The organism is Bacillus sp. JJ1122 (assembly GCF_036964885.1).
GTDB lineage: Bacteria > Bacillota > Bacilli > Bacillales > Cytobacillaceae > Mesobacillus.
In genome coordinates, this window is sequence record NZ_JBALQL010000001.1 from 330,232 (window position 1) to 354,470 (window position 24,239).

Consider the following 24,239-nt stretch of genomic DNA (forward strand, 5'->3'; position numbering starts at 1 on the left):
CGAGGAGGCTCAGCGCCAGCCCCTAGAAGAATTTCCCCATGAAAAAGCCGGCAGTTGAAATCAACAGTCTTGTTTAACAGCGCCAAAAACAAAAAAATAACAACCCAATAAATAGGTTGTTATCGCGGAATTATTCGTTGATATTTAATTCTTCATGGCTTGCAGCTGTTTTGAAATGAAGCTTTTCAGCGTTGATTTCTTCAAGTGCCTTGCCAACGAACTTATGTGACACATACTTATCGATTTTCGGGTCCATGTGAACCTGCATGCTGCGTGCACGCTTTGCAGCGACTGACACCAAAGAATATTTTGAATCAATTTTTGTCATTAAAGAATCAATAGAAGGATAAAGCATTTAATCTACCTCCAGCATTTTTTTATAGCGATGTTGAACTCGTTCCCTGCGGCAGTGCTCTGCAACCACGATTGCTTTCACACGCTCAGCAGCACTTTCCACATGGTCGTTCTCAACAACATAATCATATAATTCCATCATTTCGATTTCTTCTCTAGCGGCTCTCATTCTGCCTTTAATGATATCCTCCGTCTCGGTTCCCCGCGTAACGATTCGGTTTTCAAGCTCTGAAAGGCTAGGCGGTGCAAGGAAAATGAACAAACCTTCGGGAAACTTCCTGCGGACCTGGCTTGCGCCCTGGACTTCAATCTCGAGGAAAACATCCTTCCCAGCATCAAGAGTTTCGCGGACATACTCGACAGGCGTTCCGTAATAATTACCGACAAACTCTGCAAATTCAAGCAGCTGGTCCTGCTTGATCATCTCTTCGAATTCTTCCCTTGATTTGAAGAAATAATCTACTCCATTTTTCTCACCTTCCCGCGGGATCCTGGTTGTAGCTGAAACGGAGTATTCAAAAGCTGTATCCGGCTGGGAAAACAATTCTTTCCGGACCGTTCCTTTCCCAACTCCTGATGGCCCTGAAAGAACAATTAACAATCCTTTTTCCTGCATTAAAAAGTCCTACCCTTCATCAATAATATCATCCCGGTCATTCAAACGGTGGGCAACTGTCTCTGGCTGTACCGCAGAGAGAATGACATGGTCGCTGTCCATTACGATAACAGCCCTGGTCCTTCTTCCATATGTAGCATCTATTAATGACCCTCGGTCACGCGCATCCTGAATGATCCTTTTAATCGGAGCGGATTCTGGACTTACGATTGAAATGATCCTGTTCGCTGAAACAATATTGCCGAAGCCTATATTTATAAGCTTTATTGCCATGATGGTCCCCCAATCATCAGTTATTTATTTTTGCCTTGCAAAGCTCATTCTAAACGCTATTCTATATTCTGCACTTGTTCTTTAACCTTTTCAAGGAGACTTTTCATTTCGACAACTTCTCTGGCAATTCTAGAATCATTGGCTTTGGATCCAATCGTGTTGACCTCGCGATTCATTTCCTGAAGCAGAAAATCAAGTTTTCTGCCAAGAGGTTCATTCGCCTTCATGATTTCTGTGAATTGGACAACATGGCTTTCAAGCCTGGTGATTTCTTCACTGATGTCGGCTTTGTCCGCAAAAAAAGCTACTTCAGTGAGAATCCGGTCTTCATCAGCCTGCCCATCAAAAAAATCAGCCATTTTCTTGCTCAGCCTGTCCCTGTATTGCTCTACGACGTCTGGAGCGAATTGTTTTACCTTGCTGAGATTGCCTTTTAACTGCTGGATGTATTGAGCAACATCTTTCTCTAGTGCCGCTCCTTCGAGCAGGCGCATCTGGACCAGCTGTGTTCCCGCGTCCTGGATCGCAGCCAATACAAGCTGTTCAAGCTCTTCATTCTCTGTCTCATTTTCTTCAATATGAATGATTTCGTCCCGGTTGACAAGGTCACGAAGCTCGATTTCACCGCCAATGCGGTAACGGTTTTTAATCTCAGATATTTGGTGGACTAATTCGTCCAGGGCTTGCCAGTCAATATGTACACTACGGCTTACTATGCCTTCACCTTCCAAAGTTACAAATACTTCGACTCTCCCTCTTTTTATGTGTTCGCCAAGTTTTTTCTTTATTTTTTCTTCTGTTTTCAGGAGCTGGCGAGGCATGCGTATATGGAACTCACAAAAACGGTGGTTCACCGTCTTCACCTCAACATTAACGCCGAACCTTTCCGACTCAGCCTTACTCCTTCCAAATCCAGTCATACTGACGACCATTCAAGACACATCCATTCTCTATAAAAAGTCGAGTTGATCCGTGAAGGTATTTTATTTTAAGTGATAATTTAATAACAAGGCTCTTTAAACAAGGCTGTTGATTTCGTTCCATTCGCTGAGTCCGCAGGACACTGTATAGCTTCCCCGAGTCAGACCGCGCACGATGAAAATGCGTTAGCATTTTCGTAGGAGTCTGCACGCCTTCCACTACAATCAACATATTAAAAATCAACATTCAGTTTTCACAGTGCCTAATAAAAAAAGAAAGGCAATAGAGCCTTCTCTATTACCTAACGGATTATATCATATTTCTTTTTGTTTTTCTTGCAAAAAATGTTCCGGCAAGCAAAAATGTAGGAACTGCAGATAATCCAATGATCAACAGCCAGTCAGCAGGCAGGATGGATACAGTATGGAAGATCGGCTGGAGCATTGGAGAGTATATGACCGCAAGAACCATAACAAGTGAAGATATTACTGACCATACAAGATATTTATTGCCAAATGGATTGCGGGCAAATACAGATTTTTCACTTCTGCAATCAAACACATGGATTAGCTGTGCCATCACGAGTGTGGCGAATGCAATTGTCTGGGCATAGGCAAGCTCTTCTGGATTTCTTCCGTAAACAACCATAAACGCGATCAGCGTCACTAAACCGATTAAGAATCCTCTTGAAACCACTTTCCAGCCTAACCCCCGGGCAAATACCCCTTCTTTTGGATGGCGGGGCGAGCGCTTCATCACATCTTCTTCGGGCTGGTCCAAACCAAGTGCCATAGCAGGCAGTCCGTCGGTCACGAGATTGACCCAAAGGATTTGAATCGGTACGAGGGGAAGTGGTAACCCCAAAATCATCGCGAATAACATGACCAGAATCTCCCCTACATTTGACGCAAGTAAATACCGGATGAACTTTCTAATATTTTCATAGATGTTCCGGCCTTCTTTGATCGCAGCTTTGATGGTTGCAAAGTTATCATCGAGCAGTACCAAGGATGATGCTTCTTTCGCTACATCTGTACCCGTGATCCCCATGGCTACTCCAATATCAGCAGCCTTAATCGCCGGGGCGTCATTGACCCCATCTCCGGTCATTGCCACAATATGTCCTCTATTTTGAAGAGCCTTAACGATTTTCAGCTTATGTTCTGGTGATACTCTAGCAAAAACAGAAACGTCATCTACAACATCTTCAAGCTCGGTAACTGACATCTCCGTCAGTGTCTTGCCATCAATGACTTTACTGTCCTTTGTCAGAATTCCAAGCTGTTTTGCAATTGCTTTTGCAGTGATTACATGGTCCCCGGTAATCATCACCGTTTTTATTCCTGCATCACGGCATTCTTTTACCGCCGTTTTAACCTCTGGTCGCGGCGGATCAATCATTCCCTGCAATCCGATGAATGTCAACCCTTTTTCAGCTTCATTTTCATGAAGGACCACTGTATTATCAGAAACAGGCTTGAATGCGATCGCAATCGTCCTCAATGCGTTTCCAGCGAGTTCATCAATCGCTGCCTGGACTTTGGACGTCATTTCCTTGGAAAGCAATTGCTGTCTTTGATCCCAAAGAATTGATTCACTCAATCCGATCAACACATCAGGGGCTCCTTTAACGACAGCGAACTTTCTTCCATTTTTGTCTTTAACAATCATACTCATCATTTTCCGCTTTGAATCAAATGGGAATTCATTAACAATTTCAAACTGATTCAGCAGGCTTGGCCTTCGATAGCCAGCTTTCATCGCTGCCACCAAAAGTGCCCCCTCGGTGGGATCGCCATCAATGGCATATTCATCATCTTTCTCAATGATTTCAGAATGATTGCAGATCATGCCAAACGTCAAAAGCTGCTGAAGTGATTTTTCAGACTGAGGATCAATGCTGCTTCCTTTGTGAAAGAATGAGCCTGTTGGTGAATATCCTACACCATCGACAGTCCAGGTTTTACCTCCGCTCCACAAATGTGTTACGGTCATTTTGTTTTGAGTCATCGTGCCTGTTTTATCCGAGCATATAACAGAAGCACAGCCAAGCGTTTCTACCGCAGGCAGTTTCCTGACAATGGCATTCTTCCTGATCATCCTCTGGACGCCAAGCGACAATGCAACGGTAACGATTGCCGGCAGTCCTTCTGGTATCGCTGCAACCGCCAAACTGACACCTGCAAGGAACATTGTGTATAAATCGTGCCCTTGGAGGACTCCGATCCCTACCACTAATAAAGTAAGGAATAAAGCAGCAGTTATCAGTATTTTCCCAAGCTGTTCAAGTCTCCGCTGCAATGGGGTTTCTTGGATTTCAGCTGTTTGCAGAAGATCGGCAATTTGGCCCATTGCTGTTTTCATTCCTGTAGCTACAACAACGCCAGTACCGCTTCCCCTTGTAACCATCGTACCCATGAAAGCCATATTTTCCATATCACCCAGACCTGGATTAGGAATTCTTAATGGGCTTGTATTCTTTTGAACCGGGACAGATTCACCCGTAAGCGCTGATTCTTCTATCTCCAGACTCCAGGACTCAATCAACCGGATATCTGCACCAATCCGGTCACCAGAGGTGAATTTCAATATGTCACCTGGCACTGTATCCTTAGATGGGATTTTAACCCATCCGCCATCCCTTAAAGCATGAACTTGCGGCGCTGACAATTCTTTAAGAGCATCTAGTGATTTTTCCGCTTTCCTTTCCTGAAAAAAGCCTAAAATGCCATTCACAAGCACAATTGCAATAATCGCGATGGCATCAACCATTTCACCGAGAAGGCCAGAGATCAAAGTGGCCGCCAGCAATACAAGTACCATGAAATCCTTGAACTGACTAAAGAATAATAACAGGGCTGATTGCTTTTCCCCTTCAGCTAATATATTAGACCCATGCTGCTCTCGTCTGCTTTTTACTTCCTTTTCATCCAATCCTTCTGTAAAATCTGTTCTTAAGGCGCTGGCAATTTCGTTTTCATTCATTTCATGGAACTTCATGGGGCCATCACACTTCCTCCTTCAAAATAGAACCTGTTTGTCCTCATATACAGAAATCATATTCAGCCCTGTCCTAAAAAATGCTAATATGGATAAGAAAAGCGGAAACAGAAGTACGTAGTAAAAGGAACGGCGACTAACTACGCCACCGGAGTTTCCAGGAGGCGAAATAGACAACCGGCCCATGGGCTAAGCGCTTGAGCTAGCCAACTTAAATTCTTTTAATAAGAAACACTCCACCGCCTTGCGAAATGGCGATGGAGCAAGACATAAACAAAAAGGATGTATTGCCAATGTCATTTGATGGATTGTTTACAAGAGCTATAACGAATGAACTTTCCTCCCTTCTAAAAGGAGGGCGTATCAATAAAATCCACCAGCCTTATAAAAATGAGATTATCCTGGCTGTCAGAGCGAACGGAGTGAACCATAAATTGCTGTTGTCCGCGCACCCGAGCTATGCCAGGGTCCAGCTTACAAATGAGCAATATGACAATCCCAATGAACCGCCAATGTTCTGCATGTTATTGCGGAAGCATCTCGAAGGCTCCATAATTGAAGATATTCAGCAATCTGGTCTTGACCGGATGATTATTTTTGAAGTAAAAGGAAGGAATGAACTCGGGGATGTATCTTACAAGCAGCTGATCGTAGAAATCATGGGCCGCCACAGCAATATCATCATTGTTGATAAGAACAGGAATGTCATTCTCGATAGCATCAAGCATATTTCCTTTGCGGTAAATACACATCGCGCCATTATGCCTGGTCAGGAATATATCATGCCTCCGCAACAGGACAAGTTAAATCCTTTGGAAGCAAATGGCGATGATGTTTTGAGAGCCATCGATTTCAACTCAGGCAATCTCGATAAACAGCTTGTTTCAAGATTTGCTGGAATATCGCCTATTTTAGCCAGGGAGATCGTCTTCAAGACAGGCCTTGCGAATCGGTTGACACTTCCAGAAACGTTTATCGCTGTTATGAATGATATAAAGAATCATATTTACAAGCCATCTATAACCTACGGAAATACGAAGGAAGCTTTTTATCTCCTTCCCCTCGAACATCTGAAAGGGGAAGTAAAAACTTACGATTCGTTAAGCAGCCTTCTTGACCGCTTTTATTTTGGCAAGGCTGAACGTGACCGGGTAAAACAGCAGGGAAATGATCTGGAACGGTTGATCATTAATGAAAAAGAAAAAAACGAGAAGAAAATCAAAAAGCTTGAGTCTACTTTGGAGGATGCAAAGAAGGCTGAGCAATTTCAGTTATATGGTGAACTGCTGACTGCAAATATTTTCATGGCTCAAAAAGGCATGAAGGAACTGACCGTGGTGAACTATTATGATGAAGATGGCGCAACAATTACCATCCCGCTTGAGCCAAGAAAAACACCATCAGAAAATGCACAAAAATATTTTACAAAATATCAAAAAGCCAAGAACTCTGTCAATATCGTTATCGAGCAAATCGAACTTGCTAAGGCGGAGGCCGCTTATTTCGATGCCCTTCTCCAGCAGGTAGAGGCAGCATCGCCAAAGGATATCGAGGAAATCAGAGAAGAGCTTGTGGAAGGCGGCTATATTCGGGCACGTCAGAAAAAATCATATAAAAACAAACAAAATCAAAAGCCAGTACTTGAGAAATATCAATCTTCAGATGGAACAGAAATCATTATCGGCAAAAACAATAAGCAAAACGATTATTTAACAAATAAGGCAGCCGCAAGAGATGATATTTGGCTCCATACAAAAGATATACCTGGATCACATGTTGTCATCCGGAGTAAGGAGCCTGCTGAAGAAACCATACTTGAAGCAGCACAGATTGCCGCCTATTTTAGCAAAGCTCGTAATTCAAGCTCTGTGCCAGTCGACTTCACAAAGGTCCGCCATGTGAAAAAACCGGCTGGAGCAAAGCCTGGTTTTGTGATTTATGACCAGCAGCAGACTGTGTACGTCACACCTGATGAAGATATGATTTTGAAATTAAAACAGTAAGATATGCAAAACCCGCCTTGAATTTTGTTCAGGCGGGTTTGTCATTTAAAGCTTTATTATCGTTTATTCATTGCTCCGCCCCACTCAGCAGGGTTCTTTCTCCACTCTGCCAAACTTTCCAAATTTTCTTTAGAGATAAGCCCTTTTTCCTCCGCTAAATTTGAAAGAGTCGTAAAGTCTGTCAGGGAATGGGCTGATATTCTTGCTGACTGCAATTGCTGCTTACCTTTTTCAAGCTCGTATGTAAAGATCGATACTACTCCGAGTACTTCACAACCTGCTTCACGTAATGCATCGACAGCTTCGATCACGCTGCCTCCTGTTGAAATCAGGTCTTCCACTACGACAACCTTCTGCCCTGCAGTAACCCTGCCTTCTATCTGGTTGCCCTTACCGTGCTCTTTCGCTTTAGAACGGACATAGCTCATTGGAAGGTCCATAAGTTCACTGACCCATGCTGCATGAGGAATTCCCGCTGTTGCTGTTCCTGCGATGACTTCTGCATCTTGAAAATGCTCTACTATCAGGTTTTTCAATCCATCAGCAACTTTCCTGCGAACTTCCGGGTATGATAGGGTCAGGCGGTTATCGCAATAGATTGGGGACTTTAAGCCAGACGACCATGTGAATGGTGAGTCTGGCTGTAAGCTAACGGCTTCAATTTCGAGCAAAGCTCCTGCTATCTCTTTTTTCATTTATAAACACCCTTCCATTCATTTTTGATCGTCAAATAGCTTTCAAGAGGATTGACAGACCTTGTAATTGGCCTGCCGACGACAATTGCCGATATGCCCTGTTCTCTGGCAAACTTCGGCGTTGCGACTCTCTTCTGGTCCTGCAGCTCATTGCTAGTCGGGCGGATCCCGGGTGTCACTGTCAAAAATTGTGACCCTAACCGGCTTTGAATCAATTGCGCCTCATGTGGAGAACAAACTACTCCATCAAGTCCAGAACTTTGAGCAAGTCTGGCATAGTTCATTACTGAATCTATCAGGGACACTCCAATCAGCTGTTCTTGGCTTACTTGAGCATCTGATGTACTAGTGAGTTGGGTGACAGCAATACAATGCGGCCGCTTTCTGCCTGCCTCAGTTCCTGCAACCAGTCCTTCCATAGCGGCAGCCATCATGGCTGAGCCGCCGGCCGCATGAACGTTTACCAAATCGCAGCCAAGTCTCGCTATAACCTTCATCGCACTTTTGACAGTATTGGGTATGTCGTGAAGTTTCAAGTCCAGAAATATTTTGTGGTTCAGCATTTTCAACTCTTCGATGATCGCTGGGCCTTCTGAGTAGAACAGTTCCATACCGACCTTCACAAAAAGCTGCTCTTGTTCAAATGGCTGAAGGAACTCCAGTACCTTAGCTTTATTCGGGAAATCAAGGGCGATAATAAGTGAGTCTCTCATTCTTCTTCCAGCTCCTCCCTGTCAATTCTGAAATATGGTCAACCCAAAGCTTTGTAAGTATTTCTGGTAATTCATCAATAATTTTCGGACAAATAAATGGATCAACAAAATTTTGCGTTCCAACTGCTGTAGCACTTGCCCCGGCCAGGAAAAATTCGACTACATCCTCTGCAGACTGAATTCCTCCCATTCCGATAATTGGAATTGATACATGCTGACTCACCTCATAAATCATCCTGATTGCCACTGGTTTAACGGCAGGACCTGACAACCCTCCGGTCTTATTTGCAAGAATTGGCTGGCCTGTCATTAAATCAATCCTCATACCAAGCAATGTGTTGATCATGGTAAGTCCGTCAGCACCGCCATCTTCTACTGCCCTGGCTATTTTCACAATATCGGCAACATTAGGAGACAGCTTCACATACACAGGAACATCTGACACATTCTTTACCTTTTTTGTGAGTGCCTTAGCCATATCGGGATCAGTCCCAAATGCAATCCCGCCTGTTTTAACATTCGGGCAGGAAATGTTTAATTCCAGAGCTTTTACATTTAGCGCTTTTGACAACTTTTCAGCTACAGCTATATAATCATCCTCTGTGGAACCTGCTATGTTCGCAATAATCGGGACTTCAAACTTCTCTAGCCATGACAATTCTTCGTCGTACACTTTATCTAATCCAGGGTTCTGCAGGCCAATTGCATTTAGCATTCCGCCAGAAGTCTCTGCTACCCTTGGAGTAGGATTGCCAAACCGAGGCTCGGGAGTCGTTGCTTTCACCATGATTGCCCCAAGCTTGCTTAGGTCGTATAACTGGCTGAATTCTTTCCCAAAACCAAAGCAGCCCGATGCAGGCATGATTGGATTTTTTAAATTCAAGCCAGGCAATTGAATGGCTAATGGATTCATATGACAACCTCCCCTGCCGCGAATACCGGACCATCGCTGCATACTTTTTTATATGAGAAGCCATTTGGATCTTCTTTCGTATGGCAAACACATGCGAAGCACGCCCCGATACCGCAGCCCATCCGTTCTTCTAGAGAAAGATAGATTTCAGGAGCATATTGTCCCGACTCTATTGCCCTCAGCATTGGAGTCGGGCCGCAGGCAAACACGATGTCTGCATGGATTTCTGACAGAATATCGGTTACATAACCCTGCGTTCCATATGATCCATCTACTGTCGCAACATAAACTTCCCCGTATTTAGCTAACTCTTTTTCATAAAAAACCGCACTAGCAGACTGGAATCCTATGATACTCATAACCGATACTCCATTTTGTGCAAGCTGTTTCGCAAGTTCGAACATCGGAGGCACTCCTACTCCTCCACCAACCAGGACTGCCGTGTCTCCCGGCCTCGCTTCATTTACAGGGAATCCATTTCCTAAAGGTCCAAGTACATCCACTTCTTCTCCAGCTCTTTTTTCAGCAAGCAGGGATGTGCCTTTTCCCTGCTTACGGTATATGATAGTGAATGTTCCGTTATCCTGATCGATTGCTGCAATGCTGATTGGCCTGCGAAGGAGCGGATCAAAACCATCCGCCACCTTTACATGGACAAATTGCCCTGGGTCAGACATCTCCGAAGTAATGGCACCTTTTAAAATTAATTCATAGATACTTTCAGCAATTTGCCTGTTACTTATAACCATGCACTTTTCTTGCCTGATCATGTAAGGACACCCACTTTACCCGCTTTCATTGGCGCTAGTGCCTCCGCTGAAAATGTCATTGATTCAATGACTTTGAGGATTGCTGCCGCTGTATCGAGTGAGGTTAAGCATGGCACACCATTTTCTACCGACTCACGGCGGATGCGGAAGCCATCCCTCTGAGGCTGTTTTCCTTTAGTCAGTGTATTGATTACAAACTGCGCTTCACCGCTGCGGATGACATCCAATAGGCTATGGCCTTCTGAACCAATTTTGCCTATCGTTTTAACTCGGACTCCCGCATTTTCCAGATAGTTTGCCGTTCCCTCTGTCGCCATCAATTGGTAGCCTATATTCGTGAACCTTTTGGCAAGTGACAATGCTTCTTCCTTATCCTTATCAGCAACCGTCAACAAAACTGTACCGAATTCCTGGATTTTCATTCCAGCAGCAATCATCCCTTTATAGAGAGCTTTTTCAAGTGTGCTGTCCTTACCCATCACTTCACCAGTCGATTTCATTTCAGGCCCAAGCGTAATGTCAACGCGACGCAATTTTTCAAAAGAGAACACCGGTACCTTAACAAACACTCCGTCTTGTTCCGGTACAATGCCTGAATCATAGCCCTGCTCTTTCAGGTTTTGTCCAAGTATCACTTTAGTTGCGATCCTTGCCATTGGCACGTTCGTGATTTTGCTTAGGAAGGGAACGGTGCGGCTTGAACGCGGGTTGACCTCAAGCACATAGACTTCATCATTGGTGATGACATACTGAATATTCAGCAGTCCGACGATATTCAAGCCTCTTGCAAGATCCATTGTGTAGGAAACAAGCTTTTGTTTCACATTTTCGCTTAGACTTTGAGGAGGGTATACACCGATAGAATCGCCCGAGTGTACTCCCGCTCTCTCGATATGCTCCATGATTCCCGGAATCAGCACTGTTTCACCATCTGATATCGCATCGACTTCTACTTCTTTTCCTGTTAGATAGCGGTCAATCAATACAGGGTATTCAGGATTAATTTTTACTGCGTTCTTCATGTAATGCAAGAGTTCGGATTCCTTATAGACAATTTCCATTGCCCTGCCGCCAAGCACATAAGAAGGGCGGACAAGTACCGGATAACCGATTTCAGCAGCGATTTTTGCTGCTTCTTCAACAGACATCGCTGTTTTCCCCTTTGGCAGAGGGATATTAAGGTTTGTAAGTGCATGTTCAAATTTATCGCGGTCCTCGGCACGATCAAGATCCTCAAGGCTCGTTCCAAGTATCTTTACGCCTCGCTCTACAAGCTTTGAAGCTAGATTGATCGCTGTTTGTCCGCCAAATTGAACAACCGCCCCGATTGGATTTTCCAGGTTAATGATATTCATAACATCCTCGATTGTCAGCGGTTCGAAATATAATTTATCCGAGATGCTGAAATCAGTGGATACTGTTTCGGGATTGTTATTTACAATGATTGCTTCATAGCCTGCTTCCTTGATAGCTTTTACAGAATGGACAGTTGCATAGTCAAACTCGATGCCCTGACCAATGCGGATTGGGCCAGATCCTAGAACAATCACGCTCGGCTTGTCGGTCACTACAGACTCATTTTCTTCTTCATAGGTGCTATAAAAATATGATGTTTCCGACTCAAATTCTGCCGCACACGTATCAACCATTTTAAAGACGGGAATCAGTCCATTCTTTAATCTCCATTGATAAACATCATTTTCGTCTACTTCCCATAGCTGGGAGATGACTTTATCTGAAAAACCTTTCTGTTTTGCTGTTCTCGCTGTCTCAATATCAAACGGGTTTTGAGTGATTACCTGCTCAAAATCTATTAATCTAGCTAATTTATGAAGGAAGAATAGGTCAATTTTGCTCCAGCTGTGCAGCGTTTCAAATGATATTCCTCTTCTGATTGCCTCTGCAAGGTAAAATAATCTTTCGTCCCCAGCTTTGCGAATTCTTTTTTCCAGCAGTTCATCATGAATGTCACTGCTATTTTTCAAAGAAAGATGTGTGACGTCCGCTTCAAGGGAACGGATTGCCTTTAAGAGTGATTCTTCGAAATTCCGGCCAATCGCCATTACTTCCCCAGTTGCTTTCATCTGGGTTCCAAGTGTACGGTTGGCAGATTCGAACTTATCGAATGGCCAGCGCGGGATTTTTGTTACCACATAGTCAAGCGCAGGCTCAAAACAAGCGTATGTTTTACCTGTAACTGGGTTCAGCATTTCATCAAGAGTCAACCCTACCGCAATCTTAGCTGCAAGCTTTGCGATGGGATATCCAGTTGCTTTTGATGCAAGGGCTGAAGAACGGCTGACACGTGGATTGACTTCGATAACATAATAATTAAAGCTGTCTGGATCAAGTGCTAGCTGAACGTTACAGCCACCCTCAATCTTTAGTGCCCTGATAATTTTCAAACTCGCGTTACGAAGCAGCTGATATTCTCTGTCACTTAATGTCTGGCTCGGTGCGACGACAATGGAGTCTCCTGTATGGACTCCGACTGGATCAAAGTTCTCCATATTGCAGACAACAATGGCATTGTCATTACTGTCCCGCATCACTTCATACTCAATTTCCTTGAATCCGGCAATGCTTTTTTCAAGTAAGCATTGACCTACTGGACTGTTTTTTATACCGCTAGTCACAATTTCAATCAGTTCTTTTTCATTGCTGCAGATTCCGCCGCCAGTTCCGCCCATAGTGAATGCAGGTCGGACAATGACCGGATATCCGATTTTTTCTACAAAAGCATATGCTTCTTCAAGGCTGTGGATGATATCACTGTCAGGAACAGGCTGGCCTAACTCATTCATCAGGTTTCTGAATAGCTCCCTGTCCTCGGCCTGGTTGATCGCGTCAAGTTTCGTGCCAAGGATTTCAACACCGCATTCTTCTAGCACTCCTGACTTTGCCAGTTCCACCGCCAGATTCAGTCCAGTCTGCCCTCCCAATGTTGGCAGGATGGCATCAGGACGTTCCTTGCGGATGATTCTTGATACAAACTCGAGAGTAAGCGGCTCGATGTACACAACATCGGCGATTTCAGTATCAGTCATGATTGTCGCTGGATTGGAATTGACGAGGATGACTTTATAGCCTTCTTCCCTCAAAGCGATGCACGCCTGAGTTCCGGCATAATCAAATTCTGCAGCCTGCCCGATGATGATTGGGCCTGACCCAATTACTAAAATACTGTTTACATCTTTACGCTTTGGCATTTGCGACAGCCTCCCTTTTCTCTGCTTCTACGATGTCTAAAAATTGATTGAATAATCCGTTTGCATCTTCTGGACCAGGAGACGCTTCCGGGTGGTACTGGACTGTAAATGCCGCAGCATTTTTATGCGAAAGTCCTTCTATTGTTCCGTCATTCAAGGCGATATGTGTGACTTCCAGCTCTGTCCCCATGACTGAATCTTCTTTTACGGTATAGCCATGGTTCTGCGATGTAAGAGCAATTTTTCCGGTATTTAAATCCTTGACCGGATGGTTAGAGCCGCGGTGACCAAACTTCATTTTCTCTGTGTCAGCTCCGCATGCCAGTGCGAATAGCTGATGTCCCAGGCAAATTCCGAACATCGGTATCTTGCCAATCAAGCCCTTGATCATTTCGATTGCTTCAGGAACATCCTTTGGATCCCCAGGGCCGTTAGAAAGCATTATGCCATCCGGGCTTAAACTAAGGATTTCCTGGGAAGTTGTGTTGTAAGGCACAACAATCACATCACAATTCCGATCATTCAATTCTCTTAAAATGCCGTGCTTCAGCCCAAAGTCAACCAGTACGATACGGTGCCCCCGGCCAGGGCTTGGGTACGGAGTTTTCGTTGATACTTGCCTTACCTGATCGTTTGGCAATGTTTTGCCTCTTAGTGAAGCAATAATATCTTCAGGATTTTCTTCTATTCCGCAAATCGTACCCTTTAATGTACCGTGCTGACGGATGATTTTCGTCAGTTTCCTAGTATCAATGCCTGCGATTGCAGGGATGTTCTTCATTTTCAAGTATGTGTCGAGCGGCAATTCAGATCGCCAGTTTGAAGGGAATTCAGCATTTTCTTTTACTACGAGTCCTTGGACAGCAGGACTGATCGACTCAAAGTCGTCACGGTTTATTCCGTAATTTCCAATCAACGGGTACGTAAGGGTAACAATCTGTCCGCAGTAAGATGGATCTGACAGTATTTCCTGATAGCCAGTCATGCCAGTGTTAAAAACAACCTCGCCTGCAGTCGATGCTTCACTTCCGAATCCTTCTCCAATAAATATCGTTCCATCCTCTAAAATCAGCTGTTTCTTCATGCTGTTACACATCCTTTATCCCAGACTATTTTTCCTTCGGCAATCGTTAATGTTGGCCATCCTTTACAGCTCCAGCCAGCAAATGGTGTGTTTTTTCCTTTTGATAAAAATTCATCTGGATTGATTTCTCTTTTCTCTTCCAGGTCGATCAATACTAAGTCCGCAGCTGCCCCGACCTTTACTTCACCGTACGTGAGCCCGAAAGCAGCTGCAGGTTTTACCGTCAAAAAGTCAATTAGCTGGTTCAGTGTAAGAATGTTTGTTTCTACTAAATGTGTATATAAGAGCGGGAATGCTGTTTCCAGTCCCACTATACCGAAGGGTGCAAGTTCTATGCCCTCTGCTTTTTCCTCGCTCGTATGTGGTGCATGGTCAGTGGCGATAAAATCAATCGTGCCATCGAGCAAACCCTCGATTAATGCTTCTTGATCCGCTTTCCCTCTCAATGGAGGATTCATTTTATAATTACCATCGTTTCCTGGTATGTCTTCTTCATTTAAAAGCAAATGATGCGGTGTGACCTCAGCAGTGACTTTAATGCCATATCTCTTAGCATCCCTTACAGCTCTGACCGATTCTTTTGTGCTGATATGGCATACGTGATAATGGCATCCCGCCTTTTCAGCGAGAAGGATATCCCTTGCAATATGTACGGACTCACAAACAGAAGGAATTCCGTTGAATCCTAGTTCTGCAGATTTCTTCCCTTCGTGCAGGGAGCCTTTATTAATTAATGTATTGTCTTCACAGTGAGCGACGACGGCCATGTCCAGCTCTGCTGCCCTTTTCATTGCCTCAAGCATCATTCCAGCTGACTGTACTCCTACTCCATCATCGGTTAATGCGAATGCTCCAGCGTCCTTTAATTCTGCAAAGTCTGTAAGTTCCTGTCCAAGCTCTCTGACCGTAATCGATGCATACGGCAGGACTCTGACTGAAGCCGTGTCCTTGATTTTTTCCTGCAGCCACTCCATCTGAGCTTTTGAATCAGGAACTGGCCTTGTGTTTGGCATGGCAGCTACGGTAGTGAAGCCGCCTTTTGCCGCGGCAAGTGTACCTGTAGCGATTGTTTCTTTCTTCTCACCGCCTGGTTCTCGTAAATGGACATGGAGATCAACAAATCCCGGAGCAATTAATTTTCCACCTGCATCGATGATTTGACTGGCATTGGTTGTCAGATTAACGCCTATATGTGCTATTTTCCCATCTTTTATTAAGATATCTATTGCTTCAAATCCGGTTTCAGTAAGCAATTTGCCATTTTTGATTAACATCGACATGTACGTTTCCCCCATTCCTATTTTCAAGTGCCCTTTTCAAGACTGCCATTCTTACATGAACTCCATTTTCCATTTGCTTAAAAATCCTTGATCTTGGGCTTTCAACCAATTCATCAGCGATTTCTACTCCGCGATTGACTGGCGCTGGATGAAGGATGATACTTCCAGGCTTCATCTTCTTTTCTCTTTCAATCGTTAAACCGAATCTTTTATGATAAGCTTCTTTTTCAAAAAGCGCAGTGCCATCATGCCTTTCATGCTGGACGCGAAGCAGCATTACTGCGTCTGCTTTCTGGATTGCCTCATCTGTTTCCATATAACAGCAGCCAGCAGGAAGCTCATTTTTCCCTATCCATTCTTTCGGTCCTGAAAAAATCACTTTGGCTCCCAGTCTTATTAGGGCATCAGCATTTGACCTTGCGACACGGCTGTGAAGGATATCGCCGATAATCGCCACTTTAAGGCCCGTGAACTTTCCAAACTCCTGCTGGATTGTCAATAAATCAAGCAATGATTGGGTTGGGTGATGCCCACGCCCGTCCCCGGCATTAATGATCGGTATTGAGATACCTTTTTCAAGTTCATTGAAATAACTGTCGGCGCTATGCCTGATGACCAGGGCGTCCAGGCCGATTGCTTCGAGCGTCCTGACCGTGTCATATAATGTTTCACCCTTTAGGACACTTGAGGTTTGAACCTCGAATGGTATCACTTCGAGACCTAGCTTCCTTTCTGCCATCTCGAAGCTGGATTTTGTCCTCGTGCTTGGCTCGAAAAACAAATTGCTGATAAATGTTTTTTTGGTGGGCTGCCATGATTGCCCTTTTGAAAATTCACTCGCTGACATTAAGATGTCCTCGATTTCTTTTATACTCAACTGTGAGGTCGTAAGAAGGTCCTTTTTCATTTTTATATCCTCCCGTTCAGCAAGAATCCCGATAAAAAAGCACCCTGTCATTTAAACAGGGTGCTTTGCCATGAACTTGCCGGCATAAAACCAGTTGATGCTGGTTTTATGTGTAGTCGAATAAGCCGGTTCGCTCATAACACCCTTCTAAGCCTCTCTGGACTTTATTAAAAGGTGATACTATGCTACATCGTTCTTTTTCTCAGTTTTTTTTTCTGCTTCAACTTCAAACATATCTTCTTCAATTTCCGGGCGGCCAGGCAGGATGATGTTCAACGCTACACCAATGATAGCTGCCAGCGCCATACCCTGAATTTGGAATTGCTCAGATACCTTTATGAATGCTCCGCCGATTCCGATTACAAGAATGACGGAAGAGATGATCAAGTTTCTCGTATTACCAAAATCAATTTTGCTGTCGACCAGCATCCTCAGACCAGATGAAGCGATGATTCCGAAAAGCAGGATGGATACGCCGCCCATGACTGGCGTTGGGATTGAGCTGATCAAGGCAGTGATTTTACCGACGAATCCGAAAACAGTTGCGATAACCGCTGCTCCTAGCAGCACATAGACACTGTACACCCTTGTGATTGCCAGGACACCGATATTTTCACCATATGTTGTTTTGGGCGGTCCGCCGATCAACCCAGAAATCATTGTTGCCATTCCGTCGCCAAGGATGGAGCGGTGAAGGCCTGGTTCTTTGATATAGTCACGGCCGACTACCTTGCTCAGGACAAGCTGATGGCCAATGTGTTCAGATAAAGTTACGATGGCTACAGGTACCATCAGGAGGATGATATCCAGGTTGATGCTTACTTTATAATCCACAAATGGGAAGATGAAGTCAGGCATTTCAAACCAGCCGGCATTTTGTACAATTGAGAAATCTACGATTCCAATTGCTAGTGAATAAACATACCCTACAATGATTCCAGCAAGGATTGGAACCATGCTCAGCATTCCTTTTGCGTATATTGAGAACACGATTGTTGCAGCAAGTGTTACAAGTGCTGCTGAGAAGTGAAGCAGGCTGTATTCTGTTGTGCCAGGGACGTTCATTGCCATGTTTACTGCTGTACCCGCAAGCGCAAGTCCAATAACGATGATGACTGGTCCGACTACTACTGGCGGCAATAATCTCATGATCCAGTGATAGCCAGCCTTTTTGATTATCAAGGCTACGATTCCGTAAACAAGACCCGCAAGGAAGGTTCCAACCATCGCCGATCCTGGTCCGCCAGCTGCTTTCGCTGCGATGATCGGCGCGATGAAAGCGAATGAAGAGCCAAGGTAAGCTGGGACTTGGAATTTGGTGATGATCAGGAATGCGATTGTTCCTAGTCCGCTTGAGATCAAGGCGATTGCCGGACTTAGGCCGACTAAATAAGGTACAAGGATTGTGGCGCCAAACATGGCGAATAAGTGCTGAAGACTTAATGTGAACCATTGAATGGGTGCTGGTCTATCTTTGATATCGAGTATTGGTTTGTTCATTGTTTTTCCCCCTTCGTTTTATGACACTATTTAAACAAAAAACCCTCTTTGCCAGAAGGTGCAAAGAGGGTATGGGTAAGAAAACCCGCACAAACCAACGCTTGTGCTCCCCCTTTTCAGCCTCTCTGGACTGTATTAAAAGGGCGCTATTTATTTTTCGTAAATGCTTACGCGTTCTTCTTCATCCACTTCCTGCAGTTCGACAACAATTTTTTCTGAGCTGGAAGTCGGAATGTTTTTTCCTACAAAATCAGCTCTGATCGGCAGCTCCCTATGGCCCCGGTCCACAAGCACCGCAAGCTGGATTGTCGCAGGGCGGCCAATGTCGATCAATGCATCCATTGCAGCGCGGACTGTCCTGCCTGTATACAGTACATCATCCACAAGAATAACCTTCTTATTCCCAATATCCACCGGGATGTCAGAACCTCTTACTTCTGGTTCAAGGTCATTTGTCTTCTTCGTCAGGTCATCGCGATAAAGTGTGATGTCCAGTTCTCCGACCGGCATTTCAGCTCCTTCAATCTCACGGATTCTATCTGCCAGCCTTCGGGCAATATAAATTCCTCTAGTGCGAATCCCAACTAGGACACAATCTTCAATTCCCTTGTTTCTCTCAATGATTTCATGGGCTATTCTCGTTAGTGCTCTTCTAATTCCCTGATTGTCTAACACAACTGCTTTTTCAGTCATTTGTTTTCACTCCTTCTCTCTTTACGGTTGAAAACGGATCTAAAAACCAAAAAACCCTCCTGCCTGTAAAGGCAAGAGGGTAAACGACGTTGTAAGTATGCAGCAGAACATCCAGTGATGACTGTTGCAAATCCGTTTCCTTCTCAGCCTCACGGGACTGTCTCTTAAAGGACTTATTAAACTATAGTCATCTTAAGATACTTGTAGAACTTTGTCAACGATTTTCTCTGAAATCATTTAAAAGCTCTTCGAAATATGATGGCAGCGGTGCCTCAAATTCGACGTACTCACCGGTTCTTGGGTGATTAAAGCCAAGGAGTCCCGCATGAAGAGCCTGTCCCCCAATATCAAGAGTCTTTTTAGGTCCGTATTTCGGGTCCCCAGCAAGCGGATATCCAATATATTTCATATGGACGCGAATTTGGTGAGTGCGGCCAGTCTCAAGCTGACATTCCACAAACGTGAAATCATTGAAACGCTCAAGTACGTTAAAATGAGTAACGGCATGCTTCCCATTATCAACGACCGTCATACTCTGGCGGTCTTTCGTATCCCTGCCAAGCGGAGCGTCGATCGTGCCAAAATCATGCTGGATGTTACCATGAACCAGCGCCTTATATTTCCTGGTTACAGTCTTGGCAACAAGCTGGTTCACCAGGCTTTCATGAGCTAAATCATTTTTGGCAACCATAAGCAAACCTGATGTATCCTTATCGATTCTGTGGACAATTCCCGGTCGCAGCACGCCATTAATCCCAGATAAATCCTTGCAATGTGCCATCAAGCCATTTACCAGTGTTCCTGTCATATGCCCTGGAGCAGGGTGAACAACCATTCCTTTAGGTTTGTTTACAACAAGGACATCCTGATCCTCATAAAAAATCTCTAAATTCATTTCTTCCGGTACAACATCCAATGCTTCAGGTTCTGGAATGCTGATTACAAGCCTGTCTTCCAAGCTGCATTTATAATTTGTTTTTACCGGAGCACCATTAACAAGGACATTGCCATCCTTGATCCATTGCTGCACCTGGCTTCTTGACCATTCCGGATCAAGCGTTGATACAACTTTATCTATTCTGTCACCAGCCTGAGTATCACTGATGATGTGTTCCATTTTCTCCATATGCTTTTCTTTTCGCCTCTCTCTCTTCCCTGATCATATCAATCATCAACAAACCTACACCAATAACAAGTGCAGAATCAGCTATATTGAAAATTGGGAAATCGTACCCGAAAATATATGTGTTAATGAAATCAACAACTTCTTTTCGGAACAGCCTGTCTAAAAAGTTCCCGATCGCTCCCCCCAGCATAAAGCCAAGTGAAACACCGAGCAGGAGCTTTCCTTTAGCTGCTTTCTGAATATAAATGACAAGGCCAACAATTACAACGATGGTTATAACATAAAAAAACCACATTTGCCCCTGCAGGATTCCCCATGCTGCACCACGATTGCGGTGAGAGGTGATGTAAAAAAAGTTTTCAATAACCTGGATGCTATCTCCAAGTTCCATGTTTTTAACGATCATCCATTTTGTCAGCTGGTCAAGCAAAATAACAAAAAGTGCAATTATGTAATAAAACACAAAGGTAACCTCCACATTCAGCAATTCATTACCTTTGCATTTTAGCACATATAAGACGAAAACGACAGATATTCTAGAGTACAGGTGTTGATTATAGTTGTTCACAAATCCTAATTTATATTCTTAAGGATCTGTTTAACAAGTCTGTTGATTTCTGTTCCAGGAGCTTCGCTTTCCGAGGGACTGGAGCTGAGCCTCCTCGTCGCTTCACTCCTGCGGGGTCTCACCTGACCAGCTGCGACAGCAGGACACTGATTTGCTTCCTCGAATCTGCCCACGCACGATGAAAATGCTTAAGCATTTTCGGAGGAGTCTTCGCACCCTCCACTACAATCAACAGCGTTTATAAATCAACATTTAGCTATAACAGAGCAATTAAAGCTGCAACTTGAAATCTTTCCCCTTATATGGGGGGCATTTTTAAGAATATAGCGGCTTTCGGCAATATTGTTCCAATTGGGCAATTTCATATGAAGATTTTGCTGTTGGTATACTTTGTAAAACCTCAGGCGGCAAAATCTCTCCAGATATTTCACATTTTCCATATTCACCATTTTCAATTTTCTGAAGCGCTGAATCGATATCATCAAGTTCAGCCTTGATATACTGTAAAATCCTTTCATTTGTGTTTTCAGAATTCAGGTACGCTAACAGTTCTGTTTTCGTTTCACGGAGTTCATTGTAAATGTAATCAAGATTACCTTCCATATATCTGCCCCCGTTCCTGTTTACAGCTATTATTTCCCCGCGCATAATGCTGACTCAGGAAAACTTTTTACATGTACTGCAGGAATTCCCGAAGGTGGAAGATATTTGTTTGTTCAAGGGATCAATTCACATTATCTAAAGATCGAAAAAAGCTCCGGGCAAGCCCGGAGCTTTCATCAATCTAATAATTTTCTTTTAACACAGTTGCACATCGTGGGCAAAGTGTTGGATGGTCCTCAACCTGGCCTACTTCAGGAGTGACAACCCAGCATCTTTCACAAGTTTCGCCTTCAGCTTTTGTTACCGAAATAGCAGCATTTTCAAGCTTAATCGCGTTTTCAGGTGCTTGATCGTAGCTGCCTGCCACTTCAAAGCCTGAAACGATGAATAGCTGGCTCAGATTTTCAGAAATGGAGTCCAGAAGCTCCTTAGTGTTGTCATTAACATATAAAGAAACCTTTGCTGTCAATGACTTGCCGATTACTTTTTCATTCCTTGCTTCTTCAAGTGCCTTGAGGACATCATCCCGAAGCTTCATGAATGCATTCCACTTTGTTTCAAGTGCCACTGCATTCGGAATTTCTTTGTATTCTGGCATATCTGTAAGCTGGACGCTTTCTTCTTTCGCGGATGGAATGAAGTTCCATACCTCATCTGCTGTATGAGAAAGAATTGGCGCAGTCAACTTAACTATTGCAAGGAGACTCTCGTGCAATACAGTCTGGATCGCACGTCGTTCTGCGTTGTCAGCAGCTTCGATATACAGTACATCCTTAGCGAAATCTAAGTAGAAAGCACTTAAATCAAGAGTGCAGAAATTGTTCACCGCATGGTAAACGCCTGCAAACTCATAATTATCATAAGCGTTCCGTACATATTTAATTAATTTATTTAGCTTCACCAGCATAAATTGGTCTACTTCACGAAGCTGCTCAAACGGCACAGCATCTGTTTGAGGGTTAAAATCTGCCAAATTGCCAAGTAAGAATCGGAAAGTATTGCGAATCTTTCTGTACACTTCAGCAACCTGTTTAAGGATGGCATCAGATACACGAACGTCTGACTGATAGTCAACAGACGCAACCCATAAGCGAAGGATATCGGCACCAAGTTGGTTCATGACCTTGGCAGGTACAACGACGTTGCCAATGGATTTACTCATTTTGCGTCCTTCGCCATCAAGAGCAAAACCATGGCTTAATACTCCCTTGTATGGCGCTTTGCCAGTGACCGCTACAGCTGTAGAAAGTGATGAATTAAACCACCCGCGATATTGGTCAGAGCCTTCAAGGTAAAGGTCTGCAGGACGCTGGAGATCATCTCGCTCTAAGAGCACTGCCTGATGTGAAGAACCTGAATCAAACCAAACATCCATGATGTCTGTTTCCTTTGTGAAAGTACCGTTAGGGCTTCCAGGGTGGCTAAAGCCTTCAGGAAGCAAGTCCTTTGCATCTTTTTCAAACCAGATATTTGAGCCTTGTTCACGGAATAAATTTGAAACATGGTCAATTGTTTCATCAGTGATGATCGCTTCGCCATTTTCTGCATAGAAAACCGGAATTGGAACACCCCATGCACGCTGTCTGGAAATACACCAGTCGCCGCGGTCGCGAACCATATTGAATAATCTTGTTTCTCCCCATGCTGGAACCCATTTCGTTTCCTCAACAGCCTGAAGCAGCTCCTTACGGAAATCTTTAATGGATGCGAACCACTGAGCAGTCGCACGGAAGATTACTGGCTTCTTCGTTCTCCAGTCATGCGGGTATGAATGTTTGATAAAAGAAAGTTTCAGCAACGCGCCAACTTCTTCAAGCTTTTCTGTGATCGGCTTGTTTGCTTCATCATAAAATAATCCTTCAAATCCTTCAGCTTCAGCAGTCATAACGCCTTTATCATCTACTGGGCATAGAACCTCCAGACCATACTTTTGACCAACGTAGAAGTCATCTTCCCCGTGGCCAGGCGCGGTGTGGACGCAGCCAGTTCCAGCATCTGTCGTAACGTGCTCCCCAAGCATAACGAGTGAATCTCTAGAATATAAAGGGTGGCTTGCAAGAATGCCTTCAAGCTCTTTACCGGTAACCTTTTTAAGAGTTACTGGATTTTCCCAGCCGATTTCGTTCGAAACCGCTTCAAGCAATTCTTCAGCAACAAGGAATTTCCTATCGTTTGCTTCAACTACAACGTATGAAAGGTCTGGGTGGACAGAGATTCCAAGGTTTGCAGGAATAGTCCATGGTGTTGTTGTCCAGATGATGATTTCAGTATCTTGGTCAAGAACTCCTTTTCCATCCTTCACCTTAAAGCCAACATAAATCGATGCAGAACGCTTATCCTGATATTCAATTTCAGCTTCAGCCAAAGCAGATTCACTTGAAGGAGACCAGTATACTGGCTTCTTACCTTTATAGATGTAGCCCTTCTTTGCCATCTCACCGAAAACCTTGATCTGTTGTGCTTCATATTCAGGCTTCAATGTGATGTATGGATTTTCCCAGTCTCCCCTGACACCAAGACGCTTAAATTGCTCGCGCTGGTTGTCGACCTGCTGGTAGGCATACTCTTCACAGAGCTTCCTAAACTCAGCGACAGTCATTTCTTTACGCTTTACACCTTTGTTGGTAAGCGCCTGTTCAATCGGCAAACCATGTGTATCCCACCCAGGAACATATGGTGAACAGAAACCGCTCATTGATTTGTAACGCACGATGAAATCTTTAAGGATTTTATTCAACGCGTGACCCATATGAATATCTCCGTTTGCGTATGGAGGGCCGTCATGCAGGATGAACAGCGGGCGGTCTGCCGTGTGTTTCTGCACTTTTTCGTAAATATTCATTTCTTCCCATTTTGCCTGGATTTCCGGTTCCCTGTTTGGAAGGTTTCCGCGCATTGGAAATTCGGTCTTCGGCATAAGCAACGTATCTTTGTACTCCATTAAATTAATCCTCCCTATTTTTTACCCTGGCAATCATGATCGCGATGTTAGGAAATGGCTGCATTAAACT

20 protein-coding genes are annotated in these 24,239 nt (G+C 44.1%); 1 reads left to right on the forward strand and 19 read right to left on the reverse strand.

What is annotated here, in order from left to right; genetic code table 11:
• Positions 1-130: 130 nt before the first annotated feature.
• The 5 genes from rpoZ to V7201_RS01650 all read right to left on the reverse strand — a co-directional run bounded on the left by rpoZ (position 131) and on the right by V7201_RS01650 (position 5,164).
• On the reverse strand, positions 131-355 hold the full coding sequence (rpoZ, locus tag V7201_RS01630; RefSeq protein ID WP_335375031.1) for a DNA-directed RNA polymerase subunit omega: 225 nt from the start codon (positions 353-355) through the stop codon (positions 131-133).
• Positions 356-970 (reverse strand): guanylate kinase, encoded by a 615-nt coding sequence (gmk, locus tag V7201_RS01635; protein WP_335375032.1) that lies wholly within the window; start codon positions 968-970, stop codon positions 356-358. It abuts the gene before it with no gap.
• Positions 971-979: 9 nt separating this feature from the next.
• Entirely contained in the window at positions 980-1,243 is a 264-nt protein-coding gene (gene remA / locus V7201_RS01640) for an extracellular matrix/biofilm regulator RemA (protein WP_023614949.1), read from the reverse strand.
• A gap of 56 nt (positions 1,244-1,299) precedes the next feature.
• Entirely contained in the window at positions 1,300-2,175 is an 876-nt protein-coding gene (locus tag V7201_RS01645) for a YicC/YloC family endoribonuclease (protein ID WP_335375033.1), read from the reverse strand.
• 298 nt (positions 2,176-2,473) lie between these two features.
• The gene (locus V7201_RS01650) at positions 2,474-5,164 is read right to left on the reverse strand and encodes a cation-translocating P-type ATPase (protein ID WP_335375034.1); all 2,691 of its coding nucleotides are present in this window, start codon (positions 5,162-5,164) and stop codon (positions 2,474-2,476) included.
• A 293-nt stretch (positions 5,165-5,457) separates the two neighbouring features.
• Between V7201_RS01650 and V7201_RS01655 the strand changes: the two genes are divergently transcribed.
• Positions 5,458-7,167, forward strand: a complete 1,710-nt coding sequence (locus V7201_RS01655) for an Rqc2 family fibronectin-binding protein (RefSeq protein ID WP_335375035.1) — start codon at positions 5,458-5,460, stop codon at positions 7,165-7,167.
• A gap of 56 nt (positions 7,168-7,223) precedes the next feature.
• On the opposite strand, the gene pyrE is transcribed toward V7201_RS01655, so the two are convergent.
• The 14 genes from pyrE to ileS form a co-directional block, all read right to left on the reverse strand.
• On the reverse strand, positions 7,224-7,862 hold the full coding sequence (pyrE, locus tag V7201_RS01660; protein ID WP_335375036.1) for an orotate phosphoribosyltransferase: 639 nt from the start codon (positions 7,860-7,862) through the stop codon (positions 7,224-7,226).
• Complete coding sequence (gene pyrF, locus V7201_RS01665; protein ID WP_335375037.1) at positions 7,859-8,575, reverse strand: orotidine-5'-phosphate decarboxylase; 717 nt, start codon at positions 8,573-8,575, stop codon at positions 7,859-7,861. Before pyrF ends, pyrE begins: the two co-directional genes overlap by 4 nt.
• Positions 8,547-9,488: a dihydroorotate dehydrogenase gene (locus V7201_RS01670; RefSeq protein ID WP_335375038.1), complete on the reverse strand. Its 942-nt coding sequence runs from the start codon at positions 9,486-9,488 to the stop codon at positions 8,547-8,549. The genes pyrF and V7201_RS01670 overlap by 29 nt, the downstream gene beginning before the upstream one ends.
• On the reverse strand, positions 9,485-10,258 hold the full coding sequence (locus V7201_RS01675) for a dihydroorotate dehydrogenase electron transfer subunit (protein WP_335375039.1): 774 nt from the start codon (positions 10,256-10,258) through the stop codon (positions 9,485-9,487). Before V7201_RS01675 ends, V7201_RS01670 begins: the two co-directional genes overlap by 4 nt.
• Positions 10,255-13,467, reverse strand: a complete 3,213-nt coding sequence (gene carB / locus V7201_RS01680; protein WP_335375040.1) for a carbamoyl-phosphate synthase large subunit — start codon at positions 13,465-13,467, stop codon at positions 10,255-10,257. Before carB ends, V7201_RS01675 begins: the two co-directional genes overlap by 4 nt.
• Entirely contained in the window at positions 13,454-14,551 is a 1,098-nt protein-coding gene (locus V7201_RS01685; RefSeq protein WP_335375041.1) for a carbamoyl phosphate synthase small subunit, read from the reverse strand. Before V7201_RS01685 ends, carB begins: the two co-directional genes overlap by 14 nt.
• Complete coding sequence (locus V7201_RS01690; RefSeq protein ID WP_335375042.1) at positions 14,548-15,831, reverse strand: dihydroorotase; 1,284 nt, start codon at positions 15,829-15,831, stop codon at positions 14,548-14,550. Before V7201_RS01690 ends, V7201_RS01685 begins: the two co-directional genes overlap by 4 nt.
• A complete protein-coding gene (locus tag V7201_RS01695) occupies positions 15,794-16,738 on the reverse strand; it encodes an aspartate carbamoyltransferase catalytic subunit (protein WP_335375043.1) in 945 nt (314 codons plus the stop codon). The genes V7201_RS01690 and V7201_RS01695 overlap by 38 nt, the downstream gene beginning before the upstream one ends.
• Positions 16,739-16,918: 180 nt before the next feature.
• Complete coding sequence (locus V7201_RS01700; protein WP_335375044.1) at positions 16,919-18,238, reverse strand: solute carrier family 23 protein; 1,320 nt, start codon at positions 18,236-18,238, stop codon at positions 16,919-16,921.
• A 150-nt stretch (positions 18,239-18,388) separates the two neighbouring features.
• Positions 18,389-18,931, reverse strand: coding sequence for a bifunctional pyr operon transcriptional regulator/uracil phosphoribosyltransferase PyrR (gene pyrR, locus V7201_RS01705; protein ID WP_335375045.1), 543 nt, complete (start codon positions 18,929-18,931; stop codon positions 18,389-18,391).
• Positions 18,932-19,145: 214 nt separating this feature from the next.
• Complete coding sequence (locus V7201_RS01710; protein ID WP_335375046.1) at positions 19,146-20,057, reverse strand: RluA family pseudouridine synthase; 912 nt, start codon at positions 20,055-20,057, stop codon at positions 19,146-19,148.
• On the reverse strand, positions 20,029-20,520 hold the full coding sequence (gene lspA / locus V7201_RS01715; protein WP_335375047.1) for a signal peptidase II: 492 nt from the start codon (positions 20,518-20,520) through the stop codon (positions 20,029-20,031). The genes V7201_RS01710 and lspA overlap by 29 nt, the downstream gene beginning before the upstream one ends.
• Positions 20,521-20,940: 420 nt before the next feature.
• Positions 20,941-21,228, reverse strand: coding sequence for a TraR/DksA family transcriptional regulator (locus tag V7201_RS01720; RefSeq protein WP_335375048.1), 288 nt, complete (start codon positions 21,226-21,228; stop codon positions 20,941-20,943).
• A gap of 181 nt (positions 21,229-21,409) precedes the next feature.
• Positions 21,410-24,169: an isoleucine--tRNA ligase gene (gene ileS / locus V7201_RS01725; protein WP_335375049.1), complete on the reverse strand. Its 2,760-nt coding sequence runs from the start codon at positions 24,167-24,169 to the stop codon at positions 21,410-21,412.
• Positions 24,170-24,239: the final 70 nt, after the last annotated feature.

Coding starts and splice junctions, on each gene's coding strand:
- rpoZ (WP_335375031.1), bottom strand. CDS start 355: ATGCTTTATCCTTCTATTGATTCTTTAATGACAAAAATTGATTCAAAA.
- gmk (WP_335375032.1), bottom strand. CDS start 970: ATGCAGGAAAAAGGATTGTTAATTGTTCTTTCAGGGCCATCAGGAGTT.
- remA (WP_023614949.1), bottom strand. CDS start 1,243: ATGGCAATAAAGCTTATAAATATAGGCTTCGGCAATATTGTTTCAGCG.
- V7201_RS01645 (WP_335375033.1), bottom strand. CDS start 2,175: ATGGTCGTCAGTATGACTGGATTTGGAAGGAGTAAGGCTGAGTCGGAA.
- V7201_RS01650 (WP_335375034.1), bottom strand. CDS start 5,164: ATGAAGTTCCATGAAATGAATGAAAACGAAATTGCCAGCGCCTTAAGA.
- V7201_RS01655 (WP_335375035.1), top strand. CDS start 5,458: ATGTCATTTGATGGATTGTTTACAAGAGCTATAACGAATGAACTTTCC.
- pyrE (WP_335375036.1), bottom strand. CDS start 7,862: ATGAAAAAAGAGATAGCAGGAGCTTTGCTCGAAATTGAAGCCGTTAGC.
- pyrF (WP_335375037.1), bottom strand. CDS start 8,575: ATGAGAGACTCACTTATTATCGCCCTTGATTTCCCGAATAAAGCTAAG.
- V7201_RS01670 (WP_335375038.1), bottom strand. CDS start 9,488: ATGAATCCATTAGCCATTCAATTGCCTGGCTTGAATTTAAAAAATCCA.
- V7201_RS01675 (WP_335375039.1), bottom strand. CDS start 10,258: ATGATCAGGCAAGAAAAGTGCATGGTTATAAGTAACAGGCAAATTGCT.
- carB (WP_335375040.1), bottom strand. CDS start 13,467: ATGCCAAAGCGTAAAGATGTAAACAGTATTTTAGTAATTGGGTCAGGC.
- V7201_RS01685 (WP_335375041.1), bottom strand. CDS start 14,551: ATGAAGAAACAGCTGATTTTAGAGGATGGAACGATATTTATTGGAGAA.
- V7201_RS01690 (WP_335375042.1), bottom strand. CDS start 15,831: ATGTCGATGTTAATCAAAAATGGCAAATTGCTTACTGAAACCGGATTT.
- V7201_RS01695 (WP_335375043.1), bottom strand. CDS start 16,738: ATGAAAAAGGACCTTCTTACGACCTCACAGTTGAGTATAAAAGAAATC.
- V7201_RS01700 (WP_335375044.1), bottom strand. CDS start 18,238: ATGAACAAACCAATACTCGATATCAAAGATAGACCAGCACCCATTCAA.
- pyrR (WP_335375045.1), bottom strand. CDS start 18,931: ATGACTGAAAAAGCAGTTGTGTTAGACAATCAGGGAATTAGAAGAGCA.
- V7201_RS01710 (WP_335375046.1), bottom strand. CDS start 20,057: ATGGAGAAAATGGAACACATCATCAGTGATACTCAGGCTGGTGACAGA.
- V7201_RS01720 (WP_335375048.1), bottom strand. CDS start 21,228: ATGGAAGGTAATCTTGATTACATTTACAATGAACTCCGTGAAACGAAA.
- ileS (WP_335375049.1), bottom strand. CDS start 24,169: ATGGAGTACAAAGATACGTTGCTTATGCCGAAGACCGAATTTCCAATG.